General features: G+C 71.7%; 28 protein-coding genes. 8 read left to right on the top strand and 20 right to left on the bottom strand.

Annotated features, from left to right (window positions below; genetic code table 11):
* Positions 1 to 8: 8 nt before the first annotated feature.
* The 14 genes from ABZ470_RS15945 to ABZ470_RS15880 all read right to left on the bottom strand — a co-directional run bounded on the left by ABZ470_RS15945 (position 9) and on the right by ABZ470_RS15880 (position 12,257).
* The gene (locus ABZ470_RS15945; protein ID WP_362911816.1) at positions 9 to 533 is read right to left on the bottom strand and encodes a hydrogenase maturation protease; all 525 of its coding nucleotides are present in this window, start codon (positions 531 to 533) and stop codon (positions 9 to 11) included.
* Positions 530 to 1,942, bottom strand: a complete 1,413-nt coding sequence (locus tag ABZ470_RS15940) for a hypothetical protein (protein ID WP_362911815.1) — start codon at positions 1,940 to 1,942, stop codon at positions 530 to 532. The genes ABZ470_RS15945 and ABZ470_RS15940 overlap by 4 nt, the downstream gene beginning before the upstream one ends.
* On the bottom strand, positions 1,939 to 2,580 hold the full coding sequence (locus tag ABZ470_RS15935) for a DUF6084 family protein (RefSeq protein ID WP_362911814.1): 642 nt from the start codon (positions 2,578 to 2,580) through the stop codon (positions 1,939 to 1,941). The genes ABZ470_RS15940 and ABZ470_RS15935 overlap by 4 nt, the downstream gene beginning before the upstream one ends.
* A complete protein-coding gene (locus ABZ470_RS15930) occupies positions 2,573 to 3,229 on the bottom strand; it encodes a DUF5947 family protein (protein ID WP_362911813.1) in 657 nt (218 codons plus the stop codon). Before ABZ470_RS15930 ends, ABZ470_RS15935 begins: the two co-directional genes overlap by 8 nt.
* Complete coding sequence (locus tag ABZ470_RS15925; RefSeq protein WP_362911812.1) at positions 3,226 to 3,852, bottom strand: NifU family protein; 627 nt, start codon at positions 3,850 to 3,852, stop codon at positions 3,226 to 3,228. Before ABZ470_RS15925 ends, ABZ470_RS15930 begins: the two co-directional genes overlap by 4 nt.
* Positions 3,853 to 3,867: 15 nt before the next feature.
* On the bottom strand, positions 3,868 to 5,694 hold the full coding sequence (locus ABZ470_RS15920; RefSeq protein WP_352016505.1) for a nickel-dependent hydrogenase large subunit: 1,827 nt from the start codon (positions 5,692 to 5,694) through the stop codon (positions 3,868 to 3,870).
* Positions 5,695 to 5,793: 99 nt separating this feature from the next.
* Complete coding sequence (locus ABZ470_RS15915) at positions 5,794 to 6,867, bottom strand: hydrogenase expression protein HypE (RefSeq protein WP_362911811.1); 1,074 nt, start codon at positions 6,865 to 6,867, stop codon at positions 5,794 to 5,796.
* 49 nt (positions 6,868 to 6,916) lie between these two features.
* Positions 6,917 to 7,618, bottom strand: coding sequence for an SIS domain-containing protein (locus tag ABZ470_RS15910; RefSeq protein ID WP_362911810.1), 702 nt, complete (start codon positions 7,616 to 7,618; stop codon positions 6,917 to 6,919).
* The gene (locus tag ABZ470_RS15905; RefSeq protein WP_362911809.1) at positions 7,615 to 7,899 is read right to left on the bottom strand and encodes a HypC/HybG/HupF family hydrogenase formation chaperone; all 285 of its coding nucleotides are present in this window, start codon (positions 7,897 to 7,899) and stop codon (positions 7,615 to 7,617) included. The genes ABZ470_RS15910 and ABZ470_RS15905 overlap by 4 nt, the downstream gene beginning before the upstream one ends.
* Positions 7,896 to 8,510, bottom strand: coding sequence for an SIS domain-containing protein (locus ABZ470_RS15900; RefSeq protein WP_352016509.1), 615 nt, complete (start codon positions 8,508 to 8,510; stop codon positions 7,896 to 7,898). The genes ABZ470_RS15905 and ABZ470_RS15900 overlap by 4 nt, the downstream gene beginning before the upstream one ends.
* A 243-nt stretch (positions 8,511 to 8,753) precedes the next feature.
* On the bottom strand, positions 8,754 to 9,314 hold the full coding sequence (locus ABZ470_RS15895; protein ID WP_362784731.1) for a DJ-1/PfpI family protein: 561 nt from the start codon (positions 9,312 to 9,314) through the stop codon (positions 8,754 to 8,756).
* Positions 9,315 to 9,335: 21 nt separating this feature from the next.
* A complete protein-coding gene (locus ABZ470_RS15890; protein WP_362911808.1) occupies positions 9,336 to 10,943 on the bottom strand; it encodes an SDR family oxidoreductase in 1,608 nt (535 codons plus the stop codon).
* A 52-nt stretch (positions 10,944 to 10,995) separates the two neighbouring features.
* Complete coding sequence (locus ABZ470_RS15885) at positions 10,996 to 11,901, bottom strand: helix-turn-helix transcriptional regulator (RefSeq protein WP_362911807.1); 906 nt, start codon at positions 11,899 to 11,901, stop codon at positions 10,996 to 10,998.
* Between the two features lie 110 nt (positions 11,902 to 12,011).
* The gene (locus tag ABZ470_RS15880) at positions 12,012 to 12,257 is read right to left on the bottom strand and encodes a DUF397 domain-containing protein (protein WP_352016513.1); all 246 of its coding nucleotides are present in this window, start codon (positions 12,255 to 12,257) and stop codon (positions 12,012 to 12,014) included.
* A 231-nt stretch (positions 12,258 to 12,488) separates the two neighbouring features.
* Between ABZ470_RS15880 and ABZ470_RS15875 the strand changes: the two genes are divergently transcribed.
* On the top strand, positions 12,489 to 12,992 hold the full coding sequence (locus ABZ470_RS15875) for an ATP-binding protein (protein WP_352016514.1): 504 nt from the start codon (positions 12,489 to 12,491) through the stop codon (positions 12,990 to 12,992).
* 184 nt (positions 12,993 to 13,176) lie between these two features.
* The gene (locus ABZ470_RS15870; RefSeq protein ID WP_362784741.1) at positions 13,177 to 13,995 is read left to right on the top strand and encodes an SAM-dependent methyltransferase; all 819 of its coding nucleotides are present in this window, start codon (positions 13,177 to 13,179) and stop codon (positions 13,993 to 13,995) included.
* Between the two features lie 63 nt (positions 13,996 to 14,058).
* On the opposite strand, the gene ABZ470_RS15865 is transcribed toward ABZ470_RS15870, so the two are convergent.
* Entirely contained in the window at positions 14,059 to 14,766 is a 708-nt protein-coding gene (locus ABZ470_RS15865; protein WP_362911806.1) for a fasciclin domain-containing protein, read from the bottom strand.
* Between the two features lie 235 nt (positions 14,767 to 15,001).
* Positions 15,002 to 15,652, bottom strand: a complete 651-nt coding sequence (locus ABZ470_RS15860; RefSeq protein WP_362911804.1) for a hypothetical protein — start codon at positions 15,650 to 15,652, stop codon at positions 15,002 to 15,004.
* Between the two features lie 17 nt (positions 15,653 to 15,669).
* Between ABZ470_RS15860 and ABZ470_RS15855 the strand changes: the two genes are divergently transcribed.
* The 3 genes from ABZ470_RS15855 to pgm all read left to right on the top strand — a co-directional run bounded on the left by ABZ470_RS15855 (position 15,670) and on the right by pgm (position 18,528).
* Positions 15,670 to 15,858, top strand: coding sequence for a hypothetical protein (locus tag ABZ470_RS15855; RefSeq protein WP_352016518.1), 189 nt, complete (start codon positions 15,670 to 15,672; stop codon positions 15,856 to 15,858).
* 193 nt (positions 15,859 to 16,051) lie between these two features.
* Positions 16,052 to 16,816 (top strand): maleylpyruvate isomerase family mycothiol-dependent enzyme, encoded by a 765-nt coding sequence (locus ABZ470_RS15850; RefSeq protein ID WP_352016519.1) that lies wholly within the window; start codon positions 16,052 to 16,054, stop codon positions 16,814 to 16,816.
* A 74-nt stretch (positions 16,817 to 16,890) separates the two neighbouring features.
* Complete coding sequence (gene pgm / locus ABZ470_RS15845; protein ID WP_352016520.1) at positions 16,891 to 18,528, top strand: phosphoglucomutase (alpha-D-glucose-1,6-bisphosphate-dependent); 1,638 nt, start codon at positions 16,891 to 16,893, stop codon at positions 18,526 to 18,528.
* A gap of 19 nt (positions 18,529 to 18,547) precedes the next feature.
* Here the strand turns inward: pgm and ABZ470_RS15840 are convergent, their stop codons facing one another.
* The 4 genes from ABZ470_RS15840 to ABZ470_RS15825 all read right to left on the bottom strand — a co-directional run bounded on the left by ABZ470_RS15840 (position 18,548) and on the right by ABZ470_RS15825 (position 21,943).
* A complete protein-coding gene (locus ABZ470_RS15840) occupies positions 18,548 to 19,057 on the bottom strand; it encodes a hypothetical protein (RefSeq protein ID WP_352016521.1) in 510 nt (169 codons plus the stop codon).
* Between the two features lie 127 nt (positions 19,058 to 19,184).
* Entirely contained in the window at positions 19,185 to 20,078 is an 894-nt protein-coding gene (locus ABZ470_RS15835) for an LLM class F420-dependent oxidoreductase (protein ID WP_362784749.1), read from the bottom strand.
* A gap of 123 nt (positions 20,079 to 20,201) precedes the next feature.
* The gene (gene murQ, locus ABZ470_RS15830; RefSeq protein WP_362911803.1) at positions 20,202 to 21,092 is read right to left on the bottom strand and encodes an N-acetylmuramic acid 6-phosphate etherase; all 891 of its coding nucleotides are present in this window, start codon (positions 21,090 to 21,092) and stop codon (positions 20,202 to 20,204) included.
* Positions 21,089 to 21,943, bottom strand: coding sequence for a GNAT family N-acetyltransferase (locus tag ABZ470_RS15825; RefSeq protein ID WP_362911802.1), 855 nt, complete (start codon positions 21,941 to 21,943; stop codon positions 21,089 to 21,091). Before ABZ470_RS15825 ends, murQ begins: the two co-directional genes overlap by 4 nt.
* Positions 21,944 to 22,196: 253 nt before the next feature.
* Here ABZ470_RS15825 and ABZ470_RS15820 point away from each other — a divergent pair, with 253 nt between their 5' ends.
* The 3 genes from ABZ470_RS15820 (at position 22,197) to menC (ending at position 25,227) form a co-directional block, all read left to right on the top strand.
* The gene (locus ABZ470_RS15820; protein ID WP_362911801.1) at positions 22,197 to 23,225 is read left to right on the top strand and encodes a membrane dipeptidase; all 1,029 of its coding nucleotides are present in this window, start codon (positions 22,197 to 22,199) and stop codon (positions 23,223 to 23,225) included.
* Positions 23,222 to 24,028 carry a GNAT family N-acetyltransferase gene (locus ABZ470_RS15815; protein ID WP_362911800.1) on the top strand — a complete coding sequence of 269 codons (807 nt, stop codon included), beginning with the start codon at positions 23,222 to 23,224 and terminating at the stop codon, positions 24,026 to 24,028. Before ABZ470_RS15820 ends, ABZ470_RS15815 begins: the two co-directional genes overlap by 4 nt.
* An 80-nt stretch (positions 24,029 to 24,108) precedes the next feature.
* Positions 24,109 to 25,227, top strand: a complete 1,119-nt coding sequence (menC, locus tag ABZ470_RS15810; RefSeq protein ID WP_362775925.1) for an o-succinylbenzoate synthase — start codon at positions 24,109 to 24,111, stop codon at positions 25,225 to 25,227.
* Positions 25,228 to 25,242: the final 15 nt, after the last annotated feature.

The following is a 25,242-nucleotide window of genomic DNA, read 5'->3' as shown; positions in this document are numbered from 1 at the left end:
TTTCCCGATCATGTCCTTCCCCTCTCGATACGCGCGGCGCCTGACGCCGCGACCTGTTCCGCGACCAGCTCCCGGACGAGCCCCGCGGCCACGGGGACCGCGTGGGCGACCGGTTCGCTGAGTCCCATGCCCGGCGAGGTGTCGGCGGGCTCGCAGCCGACGAGCAGGACCGGCTCGGTGGTGACGCCGAGCGGGCCGAACAGCGCGAACAGCGCGTCCGGCGTCATGCCGTGGGAGTCGCCGAGCGCCCCCATGAGGAGCGGCGCCTCGTCCCGGGTCCCCCGGTCGATGCCGGGTTCGATGACCGACAGCGTCCCCGGCCGCTCCCCCCTGGGGACGGCGTCGAGGAGGATCAGGCCGTCGTACCCGGCCAGCAGCTCGTAGGCCAGGTGGACTCCGCGGATGCCGAAGTCGGCCACCACGGCGCCCTCCGGCGGCCCCTGCTCGCCGAGCAGCCTGACGACCTCGACGCCGAACCCGTCGTCGCCGAAGAAGACGTTGCCGACGCCCGCCACCAGGATCCCGCCGCTCATCGGCCCTCCCCCTCCGCCGGGGCGCCGTCGAGCGGCTCGACCTCGTCCGGCGAGAAGTACAGGAAGCGGCCCTGGGCGCGTTGCAGGTCGGCTCCCGGGTCGTCCTCCAGGGTCACGGCCAGGTGGTGGACGCCGTCCACGTCGAGCAGGACGGCCTCGACCGTCGCGGCCCGCCCGGTCAGGAACATGTCGTGGGCGTCCGCGCGGCGCCCGCCGGGCGCCCCCGGGCAGGCGCCCCCGCCGGGCAGCAGCCGGACCCTGCTGCCTCGGGCGAGGGTCACCCCCGCGACGACGACGCCGTCGCTCCCCGGGGAGACCGAGGTGTCCGCGCCGGGGTCCCACCACGGCACCGGCTGTCGCCCCTGTTCCTGCCGTACGGGCTCAGGCCCGCAGGAGCGCAGGTAGCGGATGGCGCCGTGCAGCCGTTCGAGCATCTCGCCCGGCATGTCCCCGGTCCGCTCGACGATGCGGGCGGCCCGCGGGTCGGTGGCCCTCGCCTCCCGCTTCTCCTCCTCGGTCAGGGTCATCGTCCTGAGGCTGAGGATCTCGTCGATCTCGGTGGCGTCGAAGAGGTCGCCGGGGCTCTCCGGGGCGACGGCCGGGTGGTCGTACAGGATGATCGGCGCCGAGAGCACGGCGTCGCGCCGTCCCGGCTCGCCGACGAGCACCGGCCAGGTGTGCAGGTTCCGGCAGGCGCGCGCCGCCTCTCCCGCCCATTCCGGCGGGTCGAGCAGGGACAGGAACTCCCCGCCCGTGACCGCGAGCAGCGTGTGGGCGGCGATCGGCGACCTGCGCAGCGCGTCGTCGCGGCCCGCCTCCGGCCCCGGCTCCCAGCCGCAGGTGTTCTCCACCCGCACCCGCAGCCTGACCGGCCCGTACGGCCCGGCGAGCCGTTCGGCGCCGATCCGCGCCACCGCCTCGACCGGCAGGTGCTCGCGCACGACACGGCCTGCGGCCCGCCCCGAGGGGGCCAGGAGCGGCTCGGCCGTACGGCCCCCGGGAAAGCCCGCCTCCAGGGTCCGTCCGGCCCCGAGCAGCTCCGCCAGCGGCAGGACGGCCTCGCACTCCCGCTCGACGGCCTCGTCGAAGCTCAGGTGGGTCTCCTCGCCGATCCGCAGGGAGGGGACCGGCCGGTGGGCGCCGTCGGCTTCGAGCCGTTCGACGGTCCTGGCGACCAGGTGCAGGAAGCGCAGCCTGACGTGGACCGTCGCCTCCTCTCCCGCCTGGAGGAGACACTCGGTCTGGCAGCGGGACGGTTCGGCGGTCGCGGTGTAGCCGGGCGGCACGAGCACCCCGAACTGCCAGCGTGTCCGGTTCTTCGCGGCCGACGCCCGGTAGGGGTAGAGCAGGTACCCCTCGTACAGCACGGTGTCGGCGACCTGCCGGGCGGTCTCCATCGGGGTGCTCATCCGGCGGCCTCCCTCGTCTGCGCGAGCAGCGCCCGCACGGTCTCGTCCCAGGTGGTCAGCGCCCTGGCGGACTTGAAGCGGCCGAGCTCGCGCAGGGTCTCCCGGTCGAGCCGCAGCCACCCCTGCCCGGGGAAGTGGCGGTCCATCAGCTCACGCCACACGGCCACCGGCAGCCGGTGGCGCGCCTCCCGGTCCCAGGGCACCTGCCCGGCGGACAGGCCCTGCGGGGTGCGGGTGAACACGGTGCCGCTGAACAGCAGGATCAGCGGGATCTCGCCGTCGTCGAGGGCTGCGAAGTACCTGGCCGCCGCGACCTCCAGGTCGTAGGTGACGGGCACCGGCAGGTCGATCTCGGTCTCGCCGGTGAAGCCGGGCACCGTGGCCGAGACGTTGGCGAACTGCAGCGCCGTGAGCGTGGTGCCCCAGCGGGAGGGGTCGCCGAACAGGTCGCCGAGCAGTTCGGCCTCCCGCGGCGTGTGGCGGCGGCGGCGCGGCTCGACGCGGATCTGGCAGCGCAGCACGGCGGCCTGCACCCTGCCGCCGTCCGGCTCGGTCAGGCGCAGCCGGAAGAGCAGCGTCGGGGCGGCCGCGAAGGGGTCGGGGCGGGCGTCCAGGCAGGAGAAGCCGAGGTCAGTCACGGTCCCCGCCCCCTTCACCGGCGGGCCCACCGACGACCCGGCCGCGTTCACGCAGGTCCGCGAAGAAGGAGTCGATGGCCTCCCACGCCTCCTGTCCGCCGCCGAAGCCCTTCCACAGGGTCCTGACCAGGCCGACCAGCTCGTAGCAGGCGTCGATCGGCACCAGATGGCCCGCGAAGCCGTCCGGCCCCCGGTCGACGAGCAGCGCCTCGACGTCCGGACTGACGCCGGCGAGGGCGGGGTTGGCCGCCAGGACCCGTTCCCAGGTCTCCGCGGGCAGTTCGGACTCGGTCGCCCCTGCGGGGCTCGGATAGAGGGCGACCGTACGACCGAGTGCCGAGTTGCGGAAGAAGAACGCCATCCGCACGGGGATCCGCAGCTCCTGCCAGTCGGCCTCCGACAGGGCGAGACGGGGTGCGTACAGGTGACGGCCCGGCACCGCGAGGAACCTGCCCATGGCCGCCCCCTCGGTGGTGAAGAGCAGGTGGCAGCCGCGGCAGGCGCACATCAGGGCGCGGCCGCCGACGTCCACCACGTGGGCGTGCCGTTCGCCGATCGGTTCGGCGCACAGCTCGCAGCACCGCGCCCCCGGGCTTACCGGCGGCCCGGGGACGGCCGGCTCCCTGAAGCGCCGCAGTCCCGTGCTCACCGCGCCACCGTCCCCGCCCCTGACCGCGCGCCCGGCTGTGCTCCCGGTTCCGGGACCGGGCACGGCCCGGGAGGCGGCCTGGTGCCTATCTGCAGCAGCGAGCCGTCCCCGGCTGCGCCCTCGGCCGCGACCTCGACCATGCCCTCGACCTCGACGCGGACCACCTCGGGGGCCGCCCCGGTCACCGCCCGCTCGATCGCGTGCCGCACCGTGATCCTGGAGGAGGGGCAGCCGTCGCAGGCGCCGCGCAGGCGCAGCCGTACCACGCCGGTGTCCTCCTCGACGGAGACGAGTTCCACGTCCCCCGAGTGGCCGCCCAGGTGGGGCCTGACCTCCTCAAGGGCGAGCCGTACCCGCTCGCCGGTGTCCAGCGGGTGCAGGTCGTGCACCGCCAGCAGCCCGCACAGCAGGGGGTCGCAGGTCACCCGGCGCAGCACCCCCGTGGCCTCCTCCTCCGTCACGATCTCCATGACGCGTTCGAGGCCCGCGCCGTACAGGCCGACCAGCGCCCGCACCAGTTCCTCGGCCCTGGCGCGGGCGAGGGGGTCGCCGAGCGCGGCCAGTTCGGCCAGCAGCTCCTCGACCCGCTCACCCGTCGCCTGCGCGCCGGTGGTCTCCGACATCCGCCCGCCCCCGTCTCAGGCGCCGAACGCGTGCGGGGTGTGCAGCCTGCGCAACTCGCCACCGCCGCCGAGGTACATGTGGACCCCGCACGGCAGGCAGGGGTCGAAGCTGCGCACCGCCCTCATGATGTCGATGCCCTTGAAGCGCTCGGGCGGGTTCTCCTCGAAGATCGGCGTGTTCTGCACGGCGTCCTCGTACGGCCCCGGCGTGCCGTGGCTGTCGCGCACGCTGGCGTTCCACGGCGTCGGCGGATACGGGTGGTAGTTGGCGATCTTCCCGTCGCGGATCACCATGTGGTGCGAGAGCACCCCGCGGACCGCCTCGGTGAAGCCGCAGCTGACCGCCTCCTCGGGCACCGTGAACGGCGTCCAGGTGTCGCTGCGGCCCGCGCGCACCTCCGCCAGCCCCTGCTCGACGAAGTACAGCGCGCAGGCCGCGGCGTAGGCCTGGAAGTAGGTGCGCGCCCGGTTGCGTTCAAGGGCGTTCGACAGCGGCTGCCCGTTGTGCTCGGGGATCCTCCACTCGAAGCTCCTCTCCGGCTTCGTCGCGCTCTTGGGCAGGTTGATCTGCACGCTGTGCCCGGTGGCCTTGACGTAGCCGATGTCGACGAGCCCGGCGAGCGCCGTGGCCCACAGCCTGGCGATGGGGCCGCCGCCGGTGTCCAGGGCCAGCAGGTTCTCCCCGTCGTGCCAGCGCGGCGACATCACCCAGCTGTACTTGTCGGCGAAGTCCCGTTTCTGCGGGTGCGGGATGGTGTGCTGGTTCCACGGATGGCGGGCGTCGACCGGGTTGCCCAGCGGGTCGTGGGTGACGAACTTCTCCTGCCCCTCCCAGTCGTCGTAGAAGGAGCTGCCCAGCAGGATCCTGATGCCCAGGTTGATGTCCACCAGGTCGGTGGTCAGCAGCCTGCCGTCGACCACGACGCCCGGGGTGACGAAGGCCCGCCGCCCCCAGTCGCTCATCGTGCGGTAGTCGTAGTCGCAGTACCCGGGGTCCTGGAAGCTGCCCCAGCAGCCCAGCAGGACCCGGCGCCTGCCGACCTCCTCGTAGCCGGGCAGCGCCGTGTAGAAGAAGTCGAACAGGTCGTCGTGCATCGGCACGACCTTCTTCATGAACTCCACGTACCGCATGAGCCGCGACAGGTAGTCGGTGAACAGCTGCACGGTCGCCACCGTGCCGACCCCGCCGGGGTACAGCGTCGAGGGGTGTACGTGCCTGCCCTCCATCAGGCAGAACATCTCCCTGGTCAGCCTGCTCATCTGCAGCGCCTCGCGGTAGAACTCCCCTTCGAGCGGGTTGAGCGAGCGCATGATGTCGGCGATCGTGGCGTAGCCGTGCTCGCCCGCGTGCGGGGCCTCGGTGCGTTCGGCCGTCGCCAGCACGCCGGGGTTGGTCTCGGCGATCATCTTCTCGCAGTAGTCGACCCCCACCAGGTTCTCCTGGTAGATGTTGTGGTCGAACATGTACTCGGCGGCCTCGCCGAGGTTGACGATCCACTCCCCCAGCGCGGGCGGGCGGATGCCGTAGGCCATGTTCTGCGCGTAGACCGAGCAGGTGGCGTGGTTGTCGCCGCAGATCCCGCAGATCCTGCTGGTGATGAAGTGCGCGTCCCTGGGGTCCTTGCCCTTCATGAAGATGCTGTAGCCGCGGAAGATCGACGAGGTGCTGTAGCACTCGGCGACCCGGCGTTGCTTGAAGTCGACCTTGGCGTAGATGCCCAGGCTGCCCACGATCCTGGTGATCGGGTCCCAGGCCATCTCCACCAGTTCGCTGTCCCCCGGACCCGGTCCCGCCGCGGATTTCCCGGGTTTCGCGCCACCCTGGTGCGGTGTCGTCGTCATGTCAGCCCCGTCCCGCCCGCGTGCGCGCGGGCCTGCCCTCGCCGTGTTCGTTACGCCCGTGTCCTGCCGGACATCGCGGGCCGGTCACCCCGGTGCCGTTCACCAGGGCGCCCGGTAGCCGGTCAGCAGCTCGTGCCCCCGCCTGCGCCACTTCGGTTCCTTGTCCGCCGTCTTGAGGGTGATGGCGCGCAGCCTGCGGATCACCCCGCCGTAGGCGGCACTGGCCGTCGAGGAGATGAGCGCCCCCGGCGGCTCGTCCATGAACGGCATGAACTTGTCGGGGAAGCCCGGCATCGTGCAGGCGATGCAGATGCCGCCCACGTTCGGGCAGCCGCCGACCCCGTTCAGCCAGCCGCGCTTGGGCACGTTGCACTTGACGACCGGCCCCCAGCACCCGATCTTCACCAGGCATCGTGGCGAGCCGTACTCGGTCGCGAACTGCCCCTGTTCGTAGTAGCCCGCCCGGTCGCATCCCTCGTGCACGGTGGCCCCGAACAGCCAGGTCGGCCGCAGGGCCTCGTCCAGCGGGATCATCGGGGCCTGGCCCGCGACCTGGTAGAGCAGGTACACGATCGTCTCGGACAGGTTGTCCGGCTGGACCGGGCAGCCCGGCACGTTCACGATCGGCAGCCCCGCCTTGGAGCGCCAGTCCCAGCCCAGGTAGTCGGCGACCCCCATGGCGCCGGTCGGGTTGCCCTCCATGGCGTGGACTCCGCCGTAGGTGGCGCACGTGCCGGCGGCCAGCACCGCGGTGGCCTTCGGGGCCAGCCGGTCGAGCCACTGGCTCGTCGTCATCGGCTGCCCGGTCTCCGGGTCGTTGCCGAAACCGCACCAGTAACCCTCCTGCTTGATCCCCTCGTTGGGGATGGAGCCCTCGACCACCAGCACGAACGGGTCGAGTTCGCCCCGTTCGGCCTTGAAGAACCAGTCGATGAACACGTCCGCCCCCTGCACGGGGCCGGACTCGAAGTCGATCAACGGCCAGTGCACCGCGACCTTCGGCAGGCCGGGCAGCGCGCCGAGCACGATCTCCTCGATGCTCGGCTGGGTCGCCGCGGTCAGCGAGACCGAGTCGCCGTCGCAGCTCAGGCCCGCGTTGATCCACAGAATGTGAACGACCGGCTCTTGTGTTGTCTCCGCGTTGGTCGCCTTCGACCCGCTCTGCGTGGTCATGCGCCTCACCACCTTCGCGGGCTCCTGCCCGCCGTCGGACGAGTGCTTGTCAGCCTGGGCCGCTCCCGGCCGGAGTCCCGTGCCGGGAGAGCGCGTGCTGGGTGAGCTCCCACAGCACGTGGTAGATGGTCGTCTGGGCCTCCTGGATGCGGTGCACCGAGCTCGACGGCACCACGAACAGGTGGTCGACGGTGCCGAGCTCGGCCATCTGACCGCCGTCGTAGCCCGCCAGTCCCACCGTGGTCATCCCCCGCCGGTCCGCCTCCTCGAAGGCGGCGACGAGGTTGCGTGAGTTGCCGCTCGTCGAGAGCCCGAACGCGATGTCCCCTGCGCGTCCCGAGGCGGCGAGCTGGCGGGCGAACACGACCTCGAAGCCGACGTCGTTCGACAGCGCCGTCACCACCGCGACGTCCCCGGTGAGGGCGAAGGCGGGCAGCGGTTTCGTGGCCCCGCCGTCCGGCAGGAATCCGGGGCTGAGGAACAGGGCGGCCACGTCCTGCGCGTCGGTCGCGCTGCCTCCGTTGCCGAAGGCGAACAGTCTCGCGCCGCCGGCGAAGGCCTCGGCCAGAGCCTCGGCGCAGGCGGCGATCCCGGCGCCGTCGCGGTCGAGCACCTCCCGGCGCAGGGCGACGATCTCACCGGCCTTCTCCTCCGTCGAGCGGCGCACCGCCGCCAGCACCGCCTCCAGGTCCGTCGGGCCCGCGTAGAGGAACGGGTACAGCGACTCGACCGAGGTGTCCGGCGCGCTCATGTGTCCACTCCCCTGAGTACGGCGATGGCCTCCCTGGCGTGCACGAGCACGACGTCGCCGACCTGGGCGTCGACCAGGGCGACGCTGATCTCCACCGTTTCCCGCCCGGCGCCCCGCCCGGCCTCCGCCACGGCCAGGCCCGCGTCGAGCAGCCGTACCACCCTGGCCGGCACCGCCTCGTCGGAGCAGGTCAGGCACACCTCCTCGTGGCACGGCTCAGGCGGGGTCCGGCCCCCGGCAGCGCCGCCCGCCGTGCCGTCCGCCCGCTCCCGGCCGGTCACGCGACCACCCTCGGGGCGAGCACGCCGGGCTGTTCGAGGAACACGTGCACCAGCTCCCACAGGACGTGGTACATCGTGACGTGCGTCTCCTTGACCACCCGGGGGTCGTGGGAGCGGGCGGCGAGCACGTGGTCGGCCGCACCGCTCTCCCGGATCGCCCCGCCGTCTCCGCCGACCAGCGCCAGCGTGAGCAGGCCGAGGGCCCTGGCGGTCTCCAGTGCCCTGAGCACGTCGGCGCAGTTCCCGGTCGCGGACACGCCGAGTGCCATGTCGCCGGGGACGGCCAGGTGGCGGAGCTGGTGGGCGAAGACCTCCTCGGCCCCCGCGACCGCGGTGATGCCGGTGATGGTCGCCACGTCGTTCGTCAGGGAGAAGGCAGGCAGGGCGCGTTTGCCCACGATCACCGGGTGGACGAACTCGACGGCGATGTGCTGGGCGTCGGTCGCGGCCTCCCCGCTGCCGAAGACGACGAGCCTGCCTCCGCCGTGGAAGCGTTCCGCCATGGCGTGGCAGGCCCCGGCCACCCGGCCCGCGTCCTCCGCCAGCGCGAGTGCAGGCTCGACCCGGCGAGCGAACGCGTCCTGGGCACGGGCCAAAGGCGTCTGGTCCACGACCGGTTCTCCCCCCTCGCGCCGGACGTCATCCCTGTCCTAATGACCGTACGGCGGGGCGACCTGGGCGGGAGAAAACGACAATCGGAGATTTCGCAAAGATAATTCGGGATGCCTGACATATTTCTCAACATCCCCGGAAGAACCCATGAAGGGATATCTCTTGAGGTTTTTCCCGCGAAGGAAGCGGAAAGAGAACCTGCCCCCGTACGGCGGTCACACGGGGGCGGTCCCGTGCGACGGTCAGATCGGCGCCTCGACCCTGAGGATCTTCACGAACTCCCGCATCCAGGCCGGGTGGTCCGGCCAGGCGCGCCCGGTGACCAGGTTGCCGTCGATGTGCGCGGCGCTGTCGACCCAGGTGCCTCCCGCTACCTCGACGTCGGTCGCGCAGGCGGGGTAGGCGCTGCTCGACCGTCCCCGCAGCACCCCGGCCGCGGCCAGCACGAGCGGGCCGTGGCAGAGCGCCGCGATCGGCTTGCCCGCCTCGTCGAAGTGCCTGACGATCCGCTGGAGGTCGGCGTCGGAGCGGATGTACTCGGGCGCCCTGCCGCCGGGCACCACCAGGGCGGCGTACTCCTGCGGGTCGACGTCGGCGAAGGCCGCGTCGGCCGTCCAGGTGTGGCCCGGCTTCTCGGTGTAGGTGTCGAAGCCCTCGACGAAGTCGTGCACGACGAACTGCAGCCGCTTGACGCCCGGGGCGGCGATCGTCACCTCGTAGCCCTCCTCCTGCAGACGCTGGTAGGGATAGAAGACCTCCAGGTCCTCCGCGGCGTCGCCGGTGACGAGCAGGATCTTGGCCATGGTCGGGGCCCCTCCTGTGGTTCAGCTGGAAACGATGTCCTGCCGGTTGTGCCCGCTGGAATCGTTTCCCGACCCGGTTCCCACCGGACTTCTTCGCCACTCGCGTACCTTGCGTCGCGCCGCGGCGGCGACGTTGCGCGGCATCCTGCCGAAGATCAGGCCGTGGAAGGGCGACAGGGCGTGCCAGTAGAGGTGACCGGCCAGCCCGTGGGGGTGGAAGATCGCCCGCTGCAGGTACACGGTCTCCTCCCCGGCGCGGCCGACGCCGAGTTCGAGCCAGGCCAGGCCGGGCAGGCGCATCTCCGCCCGCAGCCGCAGCAGCCGTCCCGGCTCGACCTCCTCGACCCGCCAGAAGTCGACCGCGTCGCCGACGCGCAGGTGCCGTGGGTCGCGGCGGCCCCGGCGCAGCCCGACCCCGCCGACGAGACGGTCGAGGAAACCGCGGGCACGCCAGGCGACCGGCAGGGAGTACCAGCCGCTCTCCCCGCCGACCGACTCGATCACCGCCCAGAGGGCCTCCGGCGGCACCTGGACGCGGCGGGCCCGCCGGTCGGTGTAGAGGCTGCCGCCCGCCCAGTCGGGGTCGGTCGGCAGCGGGTCGCTCGGCGCGCCCGGCGTCGAGGCCGAGGACCAGCGGGTGGTGACCTTCGCCTCCCTGATCCGCCGCAGGGCGAGCGCGACGGAGTCACCGAAGCCGACGAGCCCTTCGGGCGGGTCGGGGATGTGACGGGCGATGTCGTGCTCGCGGCAGACGGTCTCGTTGCGCAGCGACTCGACCAGGGGCCTGGCGATGCCCGCGGGGACGGGGGTGACCAGCCCCACCCAGTGGCTCGACAGGCCGGGGCTGAGCAGCGGCACCGGGATGATGACGCGGCGGGGCAGCCCGGCGACGCGGGCGTAGACGCGCATCATGTCGGCGTAGGTGAGCACGTCCGGGCCACCGATGTCGAAGGAGCGGTTCACCTCCTCCTCGACCGACGCCCATCCCACGAGGTAGCGCAGGACGTCACGGATCGCGATGGGCTGCGTCCTGGTCCGCACCCAGCTCGGCGTCGTCATCACCGGCAGCCGCTCGGTGAGGTAGCGCAGCATCTCGAACGACACCGAGCCGGAGCCGATGACGACCGCCGCCCGCAGCACCACGGCGGGCACCGGGGCGTCGAGGAGGATGCGCCCGACCTCGGCGCGGGAGCGCATGTGGGGCGACAGCCCCTGCCCGGGCGCCGGCTCACGCCCGGAGGCCGGCCCGTCCTCGGGAATCGGTCCTCCCTCGGGAATCGGCCCGCTCTCGGGGGTCAGCCCGCCGAGGTAGACGACGCGGCGCACCCCGGCCCGCGCGGCGGCGGAGGCGAAGACCGTGGCGGCGCGGCGGTCGGAGGCGGCGAAGTCCCTGCCTCCGCCCATGGCGTGGATGAGATAGTAGGCGACCTCGACGCCGTCGAGGGCCCTGGCCGTGCTCTCCTCGTCCGTGGCGTCGGCCTGGACCGTCTCGACCCGGCCCGCCCACGGGTGGTCACGCAGCCGGGCCGCCGAGCGCGCCATGCAGCGCACCTCGTGACCCGCCTCCAGCAGTTCGGGCACGAGCCGCCCGCCGACGTATCCGGTCGCACCGGTGACAAGGCACTTCACTCGACCATGTTCGTACGGCGGGGCGCGCGCGGTTGCGACCCCGCGCCGTGTGTTACAGCTCTTCGCGGAGTTCGAGGAGCAGTTGCCTGGTGCGCCCGACCGGTTCGGCCTCGATGCACAGGCGCTCCATGACCTCCAGATAGCTGTCGACGTCGTCGCGCTTCTCCAGGTAGACCGCGCTGGTGAGCTGCTCCATGTAGACCACGTCGGGCAGGTCGGGCTGGGAGAAGCGCAGGATGCTGAAGGGCCCGCCCGCCGCGGCGTGACCGCCCACGCTGAACGGCACGATCTGGACGGTCACGTTGGGCAGTTCGAGCGAGTTCAGGATGTGGTCGATCTGGCCGCGCATCACCTCGGGACCGCCGAGGGGACGGCGCAGCACCGCCTCGTCGACCACGGCCCACAGGCGGGGCGGATCCTGGGCGTGCAGGATGCGCTGGCGCGCCATGCGCAGCCGTACGCGCCGCTCGACCTCGTCCTCCGAGGCGCTGGGGTAGCCGAGCAGGACGACCGCCCTGGCGTAGTCCTCGGTCTGCAGCAGGCCGGGCACGAACTGGACCTCGTAGTTACGGATGACGGAGGCCGACTCCTCAAGGCCGACGTACGTCTCGAACCAGGAGGGCAGGACGTCGTTGTAGTTGTGCCACCACCCGGCCACGTTGGCCCGCTCGACCAGGCCGAGCAGCGCCTGGCGCTCGTCGGGGGCGGTCACGCCGTACAGGGTGAGCAGGTCGGCGACGTCTCTCACGCGGAAGCTGACCCTGCCCAGCTCCATGCGGCTGACCTTGGAGTGCGAGGCGCGGATGGTCCGCCCGGCCGCCTCCAGGGTGATGTGGCGCTCCTCGCGCAGGCGGCGGAGCTGGGCACCGAGCACGATCCTGAGCACCGTCGAGCTGCCTCGCGGCACGGCCATCGAGGTCGGAGGGACCGGCTCGCCCTCTGCGTGAGGTGTGATCATCTGGTAGTCCTTCAAGCGCGGAACGCGAGCCCCCGCCCACTCTTTGTGGCGATCGCGAGCCTTCACGGTACCCCCGTCAAGCCCTCCCGGCCACCCAGAATTTTGTTCTTTCAGTCGGCCGCGGCGATCAGGTCGTCGAAGTCGCCTCCCTTGATCCCCCGGACGAAGGCGCCGAGTTCCCGGGAGGTGTAGATCAGGGCGGGCCCGAGGGGATCGCGCGAGTTGCGGATCGCCACCCCGCCGCCTGGAAGTACGGCCAGCTCAACACAGTTGCCGCTGGGATTGCTGAACCGGCTCTTGCGCCAGACGACTCCGTCCAGCAGGGCCGCCGACATGCCGTTGTGCAACTGACTCATCCTCGCCTCTCACCTGTCCAGGGAGGGAAACTCTCGTACGATCATACTTCTTTGTGCAGATGCACGTGCATCTGTACTTGCCTATGCACATCACGCCGTGCAAGATGACTAGACGGATTGCCCTCGCAACGCGATCGCCACGCCTCCCCAAGGTCGCAGATGACTGCTCGCCAAAGACATCAAGCCACATCCATCCGGACAGAGATCGGTGGGTGGGAACGGTGGTTGTCAATGCTTGATCACGTGCTCCCGCCGAGCGGCCTGCCGCCGTGGACGGAGGGCGAAGGTCAGTCGGCCCATCTCCAGATGGCCGCCCGCAGCCTTCTTCACGACCCCTACGCGGCCAGGACCGCCAGGGAGTTCACCTCGACCGCCCTGCGCGCCTGGCAGCTCGACCCGCTCATCGACGACACCGGCGTGGTCGTCTCCGAACTGGTCACCAACGCCGTACGGCACGGCGTCCGCGGGGTGGTCGGCACCCACCGGGTGCAGGAGGTCCGGGTGATCCTCTGCTGCACGGAGAACACGGTGCTGTGCGCGGTCACCGACCCCAGTGACCAGGGCCCGAGCCTGCGCGAGCCCGACTACGAGGCCGAGAGCGGGCGGGGGCTTCAGGTGATCCAGGGGATCAGCCAGACCTGGGGCTGGGCCCCGCTGGCCAGCCGCGGCAAGGCCGTGTGGGCCGCCTTCGCCCTCCCCTCAGGAGAGGGACGGCGCCTGGAGCCCTGCCACTGACATCGGCCCCGGCGGACCGGGACGTCGGTGTGGCATATCCGAAAACACCCTTTAAGTGCGTCAAATCACGAATGCCATGCGATAAATACTGAATAGTTATCACTTTTCCCCATTGCCAGGGAGTAGGCGTCTACCAATGGACGGCCTGATTCCTTAGTCTCACAGGCAACCGGGGAGGTGACGCATGAGCGACTCGGTCAGGCGGTTCCCGGCGGCTCTGGACACGAGCGTGCCGAACGTCGCGCGGATGAACGACTACTTCCTCGGCGGCAAGGACAACTTCGCCGCCGACCGCAGGGCCGCGGAACAGGTACTGGCCGTGGCCCCGGAGATCAGGACGATGGCCAGGGAGCGGCAGGCCTTCATCGCCCGCGCGGTCGGCTACCTCACCGGGCAGGGCGTGGACCAGTTCCTCGTGCTGGGCGCCGGGCTTCCCACGCGACGCAACGTCCACGAGGTCGCCCAGTCCCGGTTGCCCGGCGCCCGCGTGGTCTACGTCGCCGACGACCCGGTCGTGCTCTCCCACGCCAGGGCGCTGCTGGCGACCGACCCCAGGACCGCCGTCGTCATGGGGGACGCGCTCAGGCCGGAGGAGGTGCTCGCCGATCCCGACCTGCGGTGCCTGATCGATCCGGGCCGCCCCGTGGCCGCACTGATCCCGCACACGCTGCAGTTCACCCCGGACGAGGACGACCCCTTCAAGAGCGTGGCGCTGCTGCGTGACTCGCTCGCCCCGGGAAGCCACCTCGTCCTCGCCCACGTGGTCTTCGACACCCGTCCCGAGGTCGCGGGGCCGATCGTCGCCGTCTACCAGCGGGCCCTGGGCAGGAGCGAGGACACCAGGCGCACCCGGGGACAGGTGCTGCGCTTCTTCGACGGGCTGGACCTGGTCGATCCCGGCCTCGTCCACCTGCGGCACTGGCGCCCGGACAATCCGCTCACCACACGGGGACCGGACAGGACGTGGGCGGTCGGCGGCGTCGGCCGTAAACCCACCACCTGAAAGACCCGGACAGCCCGGTGAGGGGCACCGGCGGCGGATGCCCCTCAGCCGTACGGCCGCCGGTCACTGCGGCGGGGTGAGCACCTTGTCGATGAGGTAGATGACGGCGTTCGCCGTGGGCAGGTTGCCGCAGACGACCTTGGCGTCGTTGACCGTGTACTCCCCGTTCTCCTGCTTCACGGTGAGCTTGCCGCCCTCAAGCGTCTCAAGCGAGCCGCTCTGCAGCTCCGAGGGCTTCACCTTGCCGGAGACGACGTGGTAGGTGAGGACCTTCTTGAGCTGGGCGGGGTCAGCCTTGAGCTTGTCCTTGACGTCCTGCGGCAGGACGGAGAACGCCTCGTTGGTCGGCGCGAACACCGTGACGCCCTCGGAGGAGTTCAGCTGCTCGACCAGCTCCGACTTCTTGAGGGCCTCGGCGAGCTGGGACAGCAGGGGGCTCTGCTCGACGGCGGTCGCGACCTTCTCCCTGGCGATCTCGGCCGGACTGCCGGGACCGCTCTCGGGGAGCTTCCTGCAGCCCGGCCCGAAGGGCACGGCCACGGCCCCCTCGGACGGGCCTTCCGAGGGGCCCTCTGAGGGGCCTTCCGAGGCCCCCTCGGACGGGCCCTCGGAGGGCGCGCCCGAAGGCTCGACGGGAACCATCTCGGACGGTTCCGGTTCCGGCGCGGGCGTGAAGGTGAGGACGGAACCGGCGGCGCTCGCCTGGGCGGCCACCGGGAGGGCCGCCAGGGCCACCGCGGCGAGAGCGGCTGCGAGAAGAGAGGACTTCACGTTGATCTCCTTGGTTGGACGGATGGGCCGCCCGGGCCCACCGGACGGGTCCCGATGCCTCATCGCTCTGTCGTAGATCAATGCCCCCTCCTTTCGCGACAAATGCCCCACTGAGTGAATCTTGACTACATATCTCCCATGTACCTCCAATAGTCACAGAAACCTGACACACCCCTACAGAGCACGCTTAAGCCCGTAGATCACGAATAATCCGGAGATCATTCTCTAAATGCGGTCATCTCCGCCGTACGACTCCGGTGTTCACCCTGATCTCCCCGCCGAGCCGGAAGCCCTCGGCGAGCCTGAGGTCGTCACCGCTCCAGAAACGTCCCGGGTCGTACCAGTTGGGCCTGCGGTCCGCGGGCAGCAGGCCCATGGCCTCGTAGGTCACGGCGACGACCTCGGCACAGTAGGCGCTCTCCAGCGCGTCCTGCGAGACGCCCCTCTTGAAGATCCTCGGCACCCTGCCGCGAATCCAGCGGCCCGCGAGCCTGGCCGTCGAGGGGAACGGCGTGCCGTCCAGAAGGGCGACCGTGCGCAGCGCCGCGTCCTCCATCTCCCTGGTGGCCTGCGGTTCGAGCTGGCGCAGCCACGCGCGCTGGCCGTACCGGGTGGCCCAGACGCCGACCGCGTCCCGCAGGTCGTGCAGCTGGACCCCGCGCTGGTTGGTCCCTGACCACATGTCGGGCAGCGACCGGCCGAGTTCCGCGTGCCACATCAACGGGGGCATGTCGTCGATGACGACGGACATTCCGACATGGTTGACCGGGCTGTTCGTCATGGTCTGAATGGCTCTGTCGGGGACGGTACGGCCGCGGAACAGCCATACGTCGCCGGTACGGGTCAGATCGACCGCCTCATCGAGGCTGATGCTCTTGCCGGACATTTCTGTAGCCTAGGCATATGCGGTGGTGGAAGATACTCGGTCTCGCCGGGGTGGCGGGCGTCGCGGCGACCGGCGTGGTGATCGCCAGAGCCGAGCGGCGGCGGCGCGCCTACACCCCCGAGGAGATCCGGGACCGCCTCCGCACCCGCCTCGCCGAGGGTTCGGGCGACGCCGAGGGCGGCGTGCCCGCGGAGGACCAGGCCTGACCGGTCTGAAGGCCGCGGGAGGACCGCCGGTGACGCCTGCCCACGGGGTCACGGGGTGGGTGCCGTCCGCCATGCTCAGGGCGTAAATCATGACTTTTCCGTGCACGACCGCTGCATAAAGCCGTCACGGACGACGCCGGAGAGAGAGGGTGGACGGAATCGGCCTGATCCCCGATGAGATGTGGAGGAAGACGTGACACCAGAGGTACCCGGCGGCAAGCGGGGAACCATGACTCTGGAGATCGCCGACGGGGTGCCGCTCACGCTCCTGCCGTACCTGCGTGAGAGCGCCGACAGACTGCTCCAGGACGCCGCGGGCCTGCCCGAGGCCGAACTGCGCGCCCCGTCACGACTGCCCGGCTGGACCCGGGCACACGTGGTCGCCCACCTCACGGCGGGCGCCGAATCCCGTTTCAGGCTGCTGGTCGCCGCGCGGACCGGCCTGCCCATCCCGCGCTACCCCGGAGAGCGCGACCGGGCCGAACAGGTCGAACGGGACGCCAGGGGCCCCGCGGCCGACCTCATGGAGCGGCTGCGCTCCTCGGTCACCAGGGTGCTGACCGCCATCCGCGAGCATCCCAGGGCCGCCTGGCGCCGCCCGGTCCGCTGGCCGGACGAGTCGGGGCGCCCCGTGCACGAGACGGTCTCCAGCCTGCTGCAGGAACTGGAGATCCATCACGTGGACCTGGGCACCGCCTACACGCCCGACGACTGGCCCGGCTGGTTCGCCGCCGACGAGTGCCGCAGGGTGGTCGCCGACCTGGCGGCCAGGCGCGACGTTCCCGGTATGCGGATCGTGGCGACCGACGGGGAGATCAGGCACGACTTCGGCCCCGGACCGCTCGTGACCGGCAGGAGCCGGGCGCTGCTCGCCTGGCTGATCGGCAGGAGCGACGGCGCCGGGCTCACGGTCAGCCCCGCGGGACCGCTTCCCGCTCCGCCTCCCTGGCTGCGGTGACGGCCCCTGCCATGCGACATCTCCCATGGTCGGGGTAAATAAGCATTTGCCAGAAATGACATGAGGAGATGACGATGACGCACGATCGCGCGGGGCAGCCGGCCCAGCCGTCCGACCTGGTCGACGTGGCCCGCCTGGTGACCGCCTACTACGCGCTGCACCCCGACCCCGGGGAGGCGGGCCAGCGGGTGTCCTTCGGCACCTCGGGCCACCGCGGCTCGTCGCTGAACGCCGCCTTCAACGAGGACCACATCCTGGCCACCAGCCAGGCCATCGTGGAGTACCGCGCGGCCCGGGGGATCGACGGCCCTTTGTTCCTCGGTGCGGACAGTCACGCGCTCTCCGAGCCCGCGCGGGTGTCGGCGCTTGAGGTCTTCGCGGCCAACGGGGTGCGGGTCCTGGTGGACAGCCGGGACGGCTACACGCCGACCCCGGCGGTCTCACACGCCATCCTCACCCACAACCGGTCGGGTACGGCGGGCACCGCGGACGGCGTGGTCGTCACCCCCTCGCACAACCCGCCGACGGACGGCGGCTTCAAGTACAACCCGCCCAACGGCGGCCCCGCGGACACCGACGCCACCTCGTGGATCCAGGACAGGGCCAACGCGCTGATCGCCGACGGGCTGAAGGAGGTCAGGCGGCTGCCCTACGCCAGGGCGCTGGCCGCCGACACCACCGGCCGCCACGACTTCCTGGCAGCCTACGTCGACGACCTGCCCTCCGTGCTCGACCTCGACGCGATCAGGGAGGCGGGGGTGCGCGTCGGCGCCGACCCGCTGGGCGGGGCGAGCGTGGCCTACTGGGCCGAGATCGCGCAGCGGCACCGCCTCGACCTGACGGTGGTCAACCCGCTGACCGACCCGACCTGGCGTTTCATGACGCTGGACTGGGACGGCAGGATCCGGATGGACTGCTCGTCGCCGTACGCGATGGCCTCCCTCATCGCGGGCCGGGACGCCTTCGACGTCTCGACGGGCAACGACGCCGACGCCGACCGGCACGGCGTCGTCACCCCGGACGGCGGTCTGATGAACCCCAACCACTACCTCGCCGTGGCGATCTCCTACCTGTACTCCCACCGGCCGCACTGGCCCGCGGGCGCGGGCGTCGGCAAGACCATGGTGAGCAGCGGAATGATCGACCGCGTCGCCGCGGACCTGGGCAGGCGGTTGTACGAGGTGCCCGTCGGGTTCAAGTGGTTCGTCCCCGGGCTGCTCGACGGCTCCCTCGGCTTCGGAGGCGAGGAGAGCGCCGGGGCGTCGTTCCTGCGCCGCGACGGCTCGGTGTGGACCACCGACAAGGACGGCCTGATCCTGGCGCTGCTGGCCGCGGAGATCATCGCGACCACGGGACGCTCGCCGAGCGAGCACTACGCCGGCCTGGTGTCCCGCTTCGGCGACCCGGCCTACGCCAGGGTGGACGCCCCGGCGACCAGGGAGCAGAAGACGGTGCTCGCCGGGCTCTCCGCCGACCGGGTGACCGCCACGACGCTCGCCGGGGAGCCGATCACCGGGATCCTCACCTCGGCGCCCGGCAACGGGGCCGCCCTCGGCGGTGTCAAGGTCTCGACGGACAGCGCCTGGTTCGCCGCCCGCCCCTCGGGCACCGAGGACGTCTACAAGATCTACGCCGAGTCGTTCAAGGGGCCGGAGCACCTCGCGCTGGTCCAGGAGGCGGCCAGGGAACTGGTCTCGGAGACGCTCGGCTGAGCCGCCGGAGAGGACGGGGTCAGGGGAGGCGCCGCCAGCGGCGGACGCCGACCCACACCCCGGCGATCAGGCCGAACAGGACCGCCAGGACGTAGACGCCCCTGGTCGAGGCCTCGGAGACGTAACCGCTCCCCCCGACCAGGACCGCCATGATCAGTCCGCTCAGCACGCAGACCAGCGCCGCGGCGCCGAACCCGAACGCCAGGGCCCGCAACAGGCGCCCCGGCCGCCAGGTACGACCCTGCGAACGCCCCATCACCGACATCAGGCGCTCGACGACGACCTCGGGGTCGTCGTCGAGCTGGCCCGCGGCGAACTCGGTGACGGGCGCGCCCCGTCCCGGTTCGCTCAGGTAGATCCACTGGCGCCCGTCGAGGAAGAGCGCGGCGTCACTGGCCCCGGGAAGGCGCAGCCGCAGGAACGGCGTGCCCTCGGGGAAACGCCTGAGCCGATGCCGGATCACGGGCGCGTTCGCGTCGAGCGCCGTCCCCAGGGCTCGCAGCGCCCGTTCCTCATCAGGGTCCTCCACCCGCGGGAACTCCCTTCGCGTGACCTCTCACACGGTTTGTTCCCAGCTCACAGCCCTGAACCGAATGTTTTCCAAGAAATACGATCATTCAGCCACGGAACGGTGGCACCGGAGTCACATGGGACCCCTACCCGGCGGGCCGGACGCCCAGGGCGGGGGCGAGTTCGGCGAGCTGGACGACCGCGCCGTCCAGGTCGACGGGAAGCGGCTGAAGGGCGACGTGGTCGGCTCCGGCGTCCAGGTGCGCCCTGACCCGCGCGGCGACGGTCTCCACGTCACCCCAGGCCACGATCGCGTCGACCAGACGGTCGCTGCCGCCGTCGGTCAGGTCGTCCTCTCCGTAACCGAGGTGCAGCAGGTTGTTGACGTAGTTGGGCAGCTTGAGATAGCCCGCCATGTGCTCACGGGCGATCCGCCTGGCCTCGGCGGGGTCGGTCTCCAGGACCACGGCCTGCTCGGGGGCGAGCAGGGGGCCGTCCCCGAGGATCTTCCTGGCGAGCACGGTGTGCTCCGGCGGCACGAAGTAGGGGTGGGCGCCGTCGGCCTTGTCCCTGGCGAGTTCGAGCATCCTGGGCCGCAGCGCGGCCAGCAGGCGGGGGGTGGGCGGCTCGGCGGCGAAGGGCAGCTCACCCGTCACGGCGTCCATCGCGTCGAGGTAGGCGCTCATCGCGGCCAGCGGGCGCGCGTAGTCGTGTCCCCGCTGGGAGACCAGGGGAGCGTGGCTGACCCCGATGCCCAGGGCGAACCTGCCCGGGTAGGCCTCGCCGTACGCCACGGCCCCGGCCGCCATGGCGGTCGCGTCCCGGACCCAGATGTTGGCGATGCCGGTGCCGACCACCACACGTTCCGTCGCCGCCAGCAGGATTCCCGAGGTGGCGAACGCGTCCCTGGTCCCCGGCGCCTCGCCGAACCAGAGGGCGCCGTAGCCCAGCCCCTCGATCGCCGCCGCCGTCCGGCGCACGGCCGCCGCCTCGCCCCTGCCGAACAGCGGATGCCACACGCCGACCTGGCCGATGCCCATGTTCTTCTCCGATCAACCCCGTGGAACGCGCGGGATCCGCTCCGGACCCCGTCCGCGCCCGCGTACGGCCGGGCGACGGTTTCCCGATCATCCCATGTTCGGTAAGGAAGATCACGCAGGGGCTCAGGCCTCGCGGGCGGCGGTGAGGTCGCCCCCGTGGCGGTCCAGCAGGGCGTCGGCCTCGCCGGGGCCGACGCCCCGCTCGGCCACCAGAACCGCCGTCTTCACCCGCCATCCGGACGCCTCCAGCGCGGTGCGGGCCTCCTGCGGGCTCACGCCGGTGAGGTCGCCGACCATCCGCACCGCCCTGCCGGCGAGTTTGGCGTTCGTCACCGTCATCTCCACCATGCTGCCGCCGTGGGTGCGGCCGAGCCTGACCATCGTGATGGTGGAGATCATGTTGAGGACCAGCTTCTGCGCGGTGCCCGCCCTGAGCCTGGTCGAGCCCGCGACCACCTCGGGACCGACGACCACCTCTATCGGGTGCCGGGCCGCCCGGGAGAGCGCGGTGCCCGTGTTGCAGGTCAGCGCGACGGTCAGGGCGCCCCTGCGGCCCGCCTCGGTGAGCGCGGCCAGGACGAACGGGGCCCCTCCCCCGGCGGAGACGCCGACCACCGCGTCGAGCGCGCCGACCCGCCGGTCCGCGATCGCCCCGGTCCCCGCCTCCGCGTCGTCCTCGGCGCCCTCGACGGCGCGGCTCAGCGCGGGCTCGCCGCCCGCGATGACGCCCTGGACAAGTCCGGGGTCGGTGCCGAAGGTCGGCGGGCACTCGGCGGCGTCGAGCACGGCGAGCCTGCCCGAGGTGCCCGCGCCGACGTAGAGCAGACGGCCTCCCGCGCGCATCCTGGCGACCACGGCGTCGATCGCCGCGGAGATCGCCGGGATCGCCCCGGCCACCGCGGCGGGCACGGTCGCGTCGGCGGCGTTCATCAGCCGGGCGAGTTCCTCGGTGCCGAGCCGGTCGATCCGGTCGTAGCGCGGGTCGCGCCGCTCGGTCGGCGCATCACCGGTCACGGCCGCCCCAGCTTCCTGCGGTAGAGCCAGAAGACGCGTTCGGCGCGTGCCCCGACCGCCCTGGAGTAGAAGCGCAGCGGCCCGACCCAGGAGATCTGCGCCTCGGTCAGGCCCGCGTCCCGCTGCTCGGCCAGGCAGCGGCGCAGCAGCACCTGGCCGACGCCGAGTCCTCTGGCGGCCTCCGCGACGCCCGTCGGACCGAACCAGGCGGGCCTGGTGCCCCACGCGGCGAAGCCGATGATCTCGCCGTCGCGGGAGGCGTAGTGGCAGCCGGACGCCTGTGCCGTCTCCCAGGCCCAGTCGCCGCCCCAGTGCGTTTCGACGAAGGCGGTCACGGCTCCGGCGTCCTGCCGGGTGGCCCTGCGCACGGTGACGCCCGCCGCCGCCAGTCTTTCGAGGTCGGCCTCGACCGACAGGTCCCCGGTGAGGTCGGCGGTCATGTTCCAGGCGGTGTCGTACCGTTCGTAGCCGAGACGCTCGGCCAGGCAGGCGGCGGGGGTGTAGCGCACGTCCACGCCGGGCCAGGCGTAGCAGGGCGGGTTGCCCGCGAACCTCGCCTCGGTCGCGCCCTGACCGCGCAGCCACTCCTCCGCCGCCCCGACCAGCGCCCTGCCCCTGCCCCGCCTCCTGGCGCCGGGGGCGACGGCCAGCAGGTCGATGTGCCCGTCGGAGGTGGTCGCGGACATCGAGGCGAACAGCACCCCGTCGAGGTCCTCGGTCACCAGCGCCGTCCATCTGCGCTGCCTCGGCGGACGCAGCAGCCTGGCGACGAGCAGGGGCGCCTCCCGGGCGTCCAGTGTGAGCGAGGCCCGCGCGACCTCGCCGACGGCCACCGCGTCCGCCGCGGTCATCTCCCGGACTCCCCATTCTCCCACCGGCCCCTCCCCCGCCTCGCACCGCTCCCGCCGCTCGTACGGCGGGCCCGATGACCTGCGTCGATCATACGAAGCGCGGGGCCGTAGCGCCCGGTCCGGCCGTGCGGTACGGCCCGCGCCTCCCTGTCCGGACGCACGAACAACCTTCCGCTCTTCGGTAAACCTGACGAATTCCGCTGACCCCGACCTGTCATACCGTCGCGATAACCACGCATCGAAGGGTTGGCACGTGTCCGCTGATCTACATCACCGCGCCGTCGTCGCGGATACCCACAACGACCTGTTGATGGCGGTCACCGCGCGGCCGCCCCACCGATGGGCCTCCTTCTTCCGCGACCGATGGCTGCCCCAACTCCACGAAGGCGGCGTGAACATCCAGGTCCTGCCCGTCTTCATCGACGACCGCCACCGCCCCGAAGGCGCCCTGCGCGAAACCCTCCGCATGATCGAATGCGCCCACACCCTCGCCGAGGGCAACCCCGACCACGTCCGCCTCTGCCTCACCGGACAACACATCGACCACACCCTCACCGAAAACAAGATCGCCCTCGTCCTCGCCCTCGAAAGCGCCCCCGGCCTCGACACCAACACCGAACTCCTGCCCACCCTGCACCGCCTCGGCGTCCGCATCGCCTCCATCGCCCACTGGGGCCGCACCCCCCTGGCCGACGGCAGCGGCGAAGACGCCACCGCCAGCCGCCTCACCACCGCAGGCATCGAAACCCTCCACGAGATGGAACGCCTCGGCATCCTCTTCGACGTCTCCCACCTCAGCGCCACCGGCCTCTCCCACGTCCTGGAACTGGCCACCCGCCCCCTCATCGCCACCCACTCCAGCGCCCGCGCCCTGCGCGACCACCACCGCAACCTCACCGACGACCAACTCCGCGCCATCGCCGCCACCGGCGGCGTCATCTGCGTCAACTTCTTCGCCCCCTTCCTCGCCGACACCCCCGAACACCACACCCTCGACCGCCTCATCGACCACATCGCCCACATCGCCGCCATCGCCGGCATCGACCACGTCGGCCTCGGCCCCGACTTCGTCCGCGAGGTCATCCACGACACCACCCCACCCTGCTGCGAGGACACCGCCCCCGACGGACTCGACGCCACAGCCGCCATCCCCGGCCTCGACGGGCCGCGTGGCCTGCCCATGGTCACCGAGGCGCTCCTGCGGCGCGGGCTGCCCGAAGAGGACGTCCTCAAGATCCTGGGCGGCAACGTGCGGCGTCTGTTCCAGCGGGAACTGCGATGAGCGGGGTCGGGCTCGACGCGACCGCGACCGGGGTCAGTCTCCGTGAGCTCCACCGCCTTGAGGAGCTGGAGGAGGTGTACCGGCTGCTCGTCGAGATCTGGCAGTCGGAGCCGGGCAACGCGCCGATCAGCGTCGAACTGATGCGGGCGCTGTCGCACGCGGGCAACTACATCACCGGGGCCTACCTGGACGGGCGCATGGTCGGGGCCTCGGTCGGCTTCCTCGCCGCCCCCGCCGGACGGGCGCTGCACTCCCACATCACCGGGACCACCCTGGGCAACGGCGTCGGCTTCGCCCTCAAACAGCACCAGCGTCTGTGGGCCCTCGACCGCGGCCTGGACACCATCACCTGGACCTACGATCCGCTCGTGCGCCGCAACGCCCACTTCAACCTGGCCAAGCTCGGCGCCTTCCCCACCGAGTACCTGCCGTCCTTCTACGGCGTCATGGGCGACGCGATCAACGCCGGTGACGAGTCCGACCGTGTCCTGGCGACCTGGCCGCTGACCGTCCCGCACGTCGTCGCCGCGGCGGCGGGCACGCCGTACGCGGTGGACGTCCCGGTGGACGCCGTCGTCGGGCTGCGCGACAGGGACGGCCGCCCCGTGCTCGGCCGTACCGACGCGGAGATCGTGCTGATCGACCTGCCCGCCGACATCGAGACGCTGCGCCACACCGACCCGTCCGCGGCCCGCGCCTGGCGCGAGGCCCTGCGCGAGGTCCTCGGCGGCCTGATGGCGCGGGGCGCCCAGGTCGTCGGCTTCCACCGCAAGAGCAGCTACGTCGTCCGGCTCCCCGCCTGATCCCTCAGGACGCTCCGAAGACCGCAGGCACACCACAGCAGGCACATCGCAAAGGAGACGCGGCACCGGCCGCACACATCATGAAGATCACCGGAATCGAACTCCGTCGCATCACGATGCCCCTCATCGCCCCCTTCCGTACCTCCTTCGGCACCGAGCACCACCGCGACACCCTCCTCGTGCGCGCGGTGACCCCGGACACCGAGGGGTGGGGCGAGTGCTCCGCGATGACCGCCCCGCTCTACTCCCCCGAGTACACCGAGACGGCCATCGACGTCCTGCGCCGCTACCTCGTCCCCGCGCTGGTCCCCCACCTGGCCCAGCCCGGCCCCTTCGACATCAACGCCGTCCACCGGGCCCTGCGCCGCTACCGGGGCCACCAGATGGCCAAGTCCGCCCTGGAGACCGCGGTTCTCGACGCCGGGCTGCGCACCGCGGGCCAGTCCCTCGGCTCCTATCTCGGCGCCGCCGTCCCGTCCGTCCCCTGCGGCGTCTCGGTCGGCATCATGAACTCCGTCGAGGCCCTGCTCGACGCCGTCGACGACTACGTCGGCCAGGGTTACCGGCGCATCAAGCTCAAGATCGAGCCGGGCTGGGACCTGGCCCCGGTCCGCGCCGTCCGGGAGCGCTTCGGCCCCGACCTGCTCCTGCAGGCCGACGCCAACGCCGCCTACACCCTCGCCGACGCCCCCCACCTGGCCAAGCTCGACGCCTTCGACCTGCTGCTGATCGAACAGCCCCTGGCCGACGACGACCTCGTCCAGCACGCCCAGCTCGCCAAGCGGATGAGCACCCCCGTCTGCCTCGACGAGTCCATCCACTCCGCCGAGCACGCCGCCGCCGCCATCACCCTGGGCTCCTGCTCGATCATCAACATCAAGCCCGGCCGGGTCGGCGGTTACCTCGAAGCCCGCCGCATCCACGACCTCGCCAGTGCCCACGGCGTGGCCGTCTGGTGTGGCGGCATGCTCGAAACCGGCATCGGCCGCGCCGCCAACGTCGCCCTGGCGGCCCTGCCCGGCTTCACCCTGCCCGGTGACACCTCGGCCTCAAGCCGTTACTACACCACCGACATCACCGCCCCGTTCGTCCTCCAGGACGGTCACCTGCCGGTTCCCACCGGCCCGGGCATCGGCGTCGAGCCCATCCCCGAGCTGCTCGACGAGGTCACGGTCTCCACCGAGTGGATCCCCTTCTGAGCACGCCGTACGGCC

The organism is Streptosporangium sp. NPDC020072 (assembly GCF_040631445.1).
Classification (GTDB): domain Bacteria; phylum Actinomycetota; class Actinomycetes; order Streptosporangiales; family Streptosporangiaceae; genus Streptosporangium.
The sequence above is the reverse complement of the archived record's forward strand: the minus strand, read 5'-3'. Positions and strand labels throughout refer to the sequence as shown.